This window comes from Synechococcus sp. B60.1 (assembly GCF_047462555.1).
Taxonomy (GTDB): Bacteria; Cyanobacteriota; Cyanobacteriia; order Thermostichales; family Thermostichaceae; genus Thermostichus.
Genome location: NZ_JANSJN010000077.1, coordinates 8,276 through 13,612, shown reverse-complemented (window position 1 = coordinate 13,612; position 5,337 = coordinate 8,276). Strand labels below are relative to the sequence as shown.

6 protein-coding genes are annotated in these 5,337 nt (G+C 60.9%); 5 read left to right on the top strand and 1 reads right to left on the bottom strand.

Annotated elements, in window-relative coordinates:
• The first annotated feature begins 60 nt into the window (after positions 1 to 60).
• From NW863_RS09445 to NW863_RS09430, 4 genes are all read left to right on the top strand, one after another.
• Positions 61 to 450: a hypothetical protein gene (locus tag NW863_RS09445; RefSeq protein WP_414362573.1), complete on the top strand. Its 390-nt coding sequence runs from the start codon at positions 61 to 63 to the stop codon at positions 448 to 450.
• Between the two features lie 137 nt (positions 451 to 587).
• Positions 588 to 845, top strand: a complete 258-nt coding sequence (locus tag NW863_RS09440) for a gas vesicle protein GvpG (RefSeq protein WP_414365950.1) — start codon at positions 588 to 590, stop codon at positions 843 to 845.
• A 72-nt stretch (positions 846 to 917) separates the two neighbouring features.
• Entirely contained in the window at positions 918 to 1,532 is a 615-nt protein-coding gene (locus tag NW863_RS09435) for a DUF3727 domain-containing protein (RefSeq protein WP_414365949.1), read from the top strand.
• A gap of 219 nt (positions 1,533 to 1,751) precedes the next feature.
• The gene (locus NW863_RS09430; RefSeq protein WP_414365948.1) at positions 1,752 to 3,554 is read left to right on the top strand and encodes an NFACT family protein; all 1,803 of its coding nucleotides are present in this window, start codon (positions 1,752 to 1,754) and stop codon (positions 3,552 to 3,554) included.
• A gap of 4 nt (positions 3,555 to 3,558) precedes the next feature.
• Here NW863_RS09430 and NW863_RS09425 read toward each other — a convergent pair whose 3' ends face one another.
• Positions 3,559 to 4,845: a serpin family protein gene (locus NW863_RS09425; RefSeq protein ID WP_414365947.1), complete on the bottom strand. Its 1,287-nt coding sequence runs from the start codon at positions 4,843 to 4,845 to the stop codon at positions 3,559 to 3,561.
• Between the two features lie 193 nt (positions 4,846 to 5,038).
• Here NW863_RS09425 and NW863_RS09420 point away from each other — a divergent pair.
• Positions 5,039 to 5,337: DUF192 domain-containing protein (locus tag NW863_RS09420; RefSeq protein WP_414365946.1), on the top strand; the 299-nt coding region annotated here is incomplete at its 3' end.

Here is a 5,337-nt window from a genome sequence, read left to right as displayed (position 1 = left end):
CTATTGCTACAGAATCTACGATAGAATTGGCGTGTAGAGGTCAGGGTGGGGAGATCTCTCATGAACGCAACTGCTGAAGCGAGTAGAGTTAGCTTCCTGGCCTGCCATCGGCGGAACATCGCTGCCTCTCTGGCCCATCGTCTAGAAGCAGCCAGGGCAGCCAACAACACCCGCCTGCTGGAGTTGCTGGAACAGGAGCAACGGCAACTAGCAGCAGAGTCCAGCGGCAGGGATCCCTCTGTTTTGGGTCTGCCTGAAAGATGGCGCCACCTTTGGGAGGGCCTGAAAGCCGTGTTGAGCGTCCAGGAGGAGCTGCGGGTGCGCCAGTGGGTGGATGGTGGCGGCACGGTCTGGTGGCACGCCCAGGATCCGCTCACAGGTGAGTGTCTCTGCACGCCGTCTGAGCAAGAGCTGATGGATTGGATCGAGAAGCACTCTCGGAACGGCTAGGGAGGATTGATCCCTAAGATGAAGGCCGGAGGGGGAGCGGGCAGAGGGGGCAGGCTTGCTGGCATTGGTTATTGGTTCTTAGGGCGGAGGCGGGATCCACTTGTTAGGATTGACCTAATCCCAGGAGAGGCGCGGGGATGGTTTGGCAATTACTGACGTGGCCGGCGCAGAGCCTGCTGTGGTTGGCGGAGCAGATTCGAGAACGGGCCGAGGCGCAACTCGACAGCAAAGAAAACCTCCAGAAAGAACTCACCGCTCTCCAGATTCAGCTCGATCTAGGGGAAATCGACGAAGAGACCTATACCCGGCGGGAAGAGGAGATCCTGCTGGCGCTGGAAGCCCTGGCCCAAGCCGAAGCCGGCAGCACCGATGAGCGGCCTGGCGAGGATCTCTAAGTTCTGCGGGGGATCAGAACATGGGAGAATAAGCTTTGGTTGACCTCATTTTCCTACCCTGGGTTGCTTTCCATGACCGAATCCCGTGAAACCTTAGTGCTCCGCGACGAGCAGAACCAGCCTCTGAAATGCGAGATCCTGAGGCAGGTGGTCATTGAGGAGCAAACCTATGCACTGGCCACGCCCGTGGACGCCGTGATCAAAGTGCTGGTTTGGGAGGGGGAGGAGGAGCCCGGCCAAGCGGTGAACGGAGATGCGGACATGGAAGGGATCCTGGATGAGCCGGATCCAGAAGAGCTCCAGGCTGCCCTGCCCACCATCCAGGCCGTTTTGGCGGAGTTGAACTTGACTCTGCAGCAAAACGGCTTTGACATCCTAACGGTCCAGGGAGAGTTGCCCCCTGTGGAAGAGGAAGATGTGTTCGAACTGGGCGAAAGCGAGGAAGATGCCCAGGAATTCCAACTGCTGGCTACCTTCTTCTACAAAGATAAGAAGTACGGCATCTTTACGCCCCTCGACCCAGTTCTGGTCTACGTAGCCCTGCCTGATGAGGGGGATCCCTACCTCCTGAACCCAGAGGACTCACCAGCCCTGTTCGACCAACTCAATGCTGTGCTGCTTGATCTGGACGAGTCAGTGGAAGAGGAGGAGTACGATGATGAATATGACGATGAAGACGAGGACTAGGCAGCTCGGGATTTCTGCCTGAGAATTCAAGGCACCTGGGCCAAAAAGCCCAAAGGTGGAAGTACCAAGCCTCTTGCCCCAATGCAGCCCCTTGGTTGCCGCTCAAGTCGATTGGGCGGAGTCCTTTTGCCGCCAGCGCCGACTGGGGGAGCGGCAGATAATGGAAGGAGGCCCTCGTTTGGTTCCCCAGGCGTTGCCCGATCCCAAGGAGCAGCAGGGATGCAACCGGTTGATCTAACCACCCTCCGTGCTGTACTGGCGGAGCTAAAAGGGGCTGAGGCCGGCGGGGATCCCTTGCTGCCTGCCCGCGTGGAGTGGATCCAGCAAACCGATCTGTGGACAGTGGTGATCGGCTTGCGCACTCTTAGGGCCCGCCCTTGCTTGCTGTTGTCTTGGCATCCCCAGGCGGCCCGAGTTCACCTCTGTCAGGCTCCTCCCAAGGAGCCAGAGGATTTTTCATTTAGCCAACACCTGCAGCGGCACCTGCGGGGCTTGGCCCTGACGGAGCTGGCGCTGCTGGACGAGTGGGAGCGGGTGATTGACTTTCGCTTTGGCCCTCGCCCCGGGGATCCGCCGCAGCGCCACCTTTATCTGGAAGTGATGGGGAAGTACAGCAATGCCATCTTGGTGGACGAGGCAGGCCTGATCCTAGCCTGTGGCCACGGGGTAAGCGAGCGGCAATCGCGGGTACGCCCCGTACAGCCGGGACTTGCTTACGAAGCCCCCCCTGCCCTGACCGACCCAATCCCGCAGCGAGCCGAGCCCTTCTCTCAGTGGCAAGAGCGCCTGGCTCTAGTCCCCGGCCCTATTGCTCAGCGGCTCCTGCGCTGCTACCGCGGCCTCAGCCGGCACTTGGCAGAGGCAATGTGCCTCCAAGCGGGGATCCCACCCCAAACCCCCAGCAACCAACTCTCGCCCCAGGAGTGGCAGGCGCTGTTTTTTTGGTGGCAGGACTGGCTGGCCCGCCTGGAAACGGGTCGGTTTGAGCCGGCACTCACCTCCCAGGGGTACACTCTTCTCGGCTGGAGGGGCTCTAGCGGGGATCCCTCTCAGCCCAACTTGCACCAGCTCCTGGAAGCCTACTACCAAGCCCAGCTTAACCGCGAACGCTTTGAGCGGGAGCGACAGCGGCTGGGGCAAAAGCTGGCCGCCCTGCTCAAAAAACTCCGCCAGCGGCGCGACCACTTCGAGAAGATGTTGGCCGACTCAGCCCAAGCAGAAGCCTCCAAGCAGGCTGCCGATCTCCTCATGGCCCATCTCCACCTCTGGCGGCCAGGGCTGAGCTCGCTGGAGCTGCCAGACTTTTTTAGCGGCCAGATGGTCAAGATCCCGCTGGATCCGGAGAAAAACGCTGTTCTCAACGCCCAGGCCTACTACCGCAAGCACCGCAAACAAAAGCGAGCCCAGGAGGCAGTGCAACCTTTGCTAGCAGCCACAGAGCAAGAGATCCGCTACCTAGAGCAAGTGGAGGCAGCCCTGCAGCAGCTGGAGGCCTACCGGGATCCCCAGGACTTGGTCATCCTTGCAGAAATTGAGGCGGAGCTTATTCAGCAAGGTTACCTCGAGAGTCCTAGCAAGGCGGAGGGAGCTAGACGTTCCCCTGCAGCCAGCTTCAACCCCTATTGCTTCACTAGCCCCAGTGGTTTCCCTATCTGGGTGGGGCGCAACAACTGGCAAAATGAGCGGCTGACCTTTCGCCTTGCCCAAGACCAGGATTGGTGGTTTCACGCCCAGGAGATCCCGGGTAGCCATGTGCTCCTGCGCCTGCCTCCTGGGGCTGTGGCCGAAAGCGAAGATCTGCAAGCGGCTGCCGACTTGGCGGCGTATTTTAGCCGCGGTCGCCTTAGCGACCAGGTGCCGGTGGTATATACCCGCCCTAAGTGCGTCTTTAAGCCCAAGGGATCCCCCCCTGGCATGGTGGTCTACAAACAGGAGCGGGTGCTGTGGGGCCGCCCCAGCCGCGCTCAGTTGCTCCTGGAAAAGGACGGAGTGCCCAAGTCGGATCTCCCAGCAGGGCTATAGCCCTCTACTCCGGGCTGACTACGGATCCCATAAACAGCACAGTTTGCGCCTCCCGGTTGGCTCCGGAGGCCACAATGGCCAACCAGAAGGGGCGATCCGCTACAAATTGGAAGGGCTCTTGCCGGTCGAGGGCGGTGCGGGAGACGATTACCCCGGTGGCAGCAGCCGCCTCGGATCCCTCTTCGTTAACTTCGATGGCCGCCTTGTGCAAGACTCTGCTGACCTGCGTTGGCTCTGGGGTCAGTTGGCTAAAATCGGCCCGCCGGGAAAAGGCAATCCCCATGCCCAACTGCTGCAAAGCTGGCCCCAGATCGATTTCGGAGGTCAGCTTAAACTTGGGGATCCGCACCGAGCCAGGGCGGGTGGACAGGGATCCCGTCCATTCTTGCCAAGTTTCTGGGCTAAGCTTCTCCCGCAGGGCTGCTAAGCTCACCCCTGGTTTGGGCAGCAGGATCAGCATGGCCAGTTCCCCTTCCCCATAGGGCAGGCGCACCACCTGGAGCTGCTCGGTCTCCCGGTAGCCGTAGCGACCGGATTGGGCCATCAGCGGCACTTGGACACGGCGGCCATCGGCGCGGGTGAAGGGCTGGGGCTTGGTCAGGGTCGGATCGAAGGGCTGGGTCCACTCTCCCTTGAAATAGATGGCGTTGAGCAAAACCATCCTGTCTTCACGGCTGAGGCGATCCACGATGCGGTCAATCTGGCCCTGGGTGCGCTCGGCTACCCAACGGTTAATCGCCTGCACCGTCTGGCGGGATCCCAGCTCCACCCGATTGGCCACTGCTTGGTAATAGGTGGCCAGGGCTTGCAAAAAGGAGGGGCGCAAGGTGAGGGTTGTATCGACCCAAAGGCCGTTGGCCATTTGCACCTGGATCGGTCCTTCTGCTTGGGATCGCTCCACCAGCCAGCGCACCATCTGGGCATTGGTCCAGTTCAACTCATTGAGGGAGAGTTCCTGGGCCTCCAGCACCTTAGCCATCGCCGCTTGGGTCTCTCCAGCAGCGCCGTTGTACAGCATGCTCAGGGCCAGACGAAGGCTCAAGGGGGAGAAAAAGAGGTTCTCTTGCGGTTGCTGCTGGAGGAGGTAATCGAATAGCTTTAGCGCAAAGCGACTTTGGGCTTGCTGGGCCACAGCCTCCTCTCCATAGCCTTCCCCATCGGTCACGGTCGGCTCAAACGGGGTTCGCACCGAGGTTTCCCCGTGGGTGGGCCGGAGACCCAAAAGCAATAGGCCCAGCAGAGCCAGCAGCGGGATCCGGCTCACCGAGGACATGCTCAAAAGGTCTTTCATCGGGGCTCTCCTGGCCGGGTGGGGAACGAGTCTATGGCTATGGTATCGGGTTGGGGGTGGATGGCCCCTGCCCAGGCCGGCCATTGCGGCTGCGCTTGAGGTGAGATCGACAGGCCAAAGCCCGCAGGGGATCCCGGCCAAACTCTAGAGAGCAGGGTAGGATTAAGCCTGCACAGCTCAGCAGGAGAAAGGGATGAGTTGGTGGGTAAGAGAGCGCCAGGTTGTCACAGCAAGCGGGATTGCCTTGGGCCTGGCTCTGCTGCTGGGATGCGCCGCTGGAGGAGAAGCCCAGGGGACGGCAGCCGTTGCCAACGCAACTCCGGCCAAAGGACAGCCCCAGCACCTGCCGGTGGAAGCGGAAGTAACCCTTGCTGGCAAGCGCTTTGAGCTGGAAGTGGCCCGCACCCCTGAGCAGCAGCGCTTAGGCCTAATGTTTCGCACCGATTTGCCTCTTGATCGCGGCATGTGGTTTCCCTTCGACCCGCCCCAGCC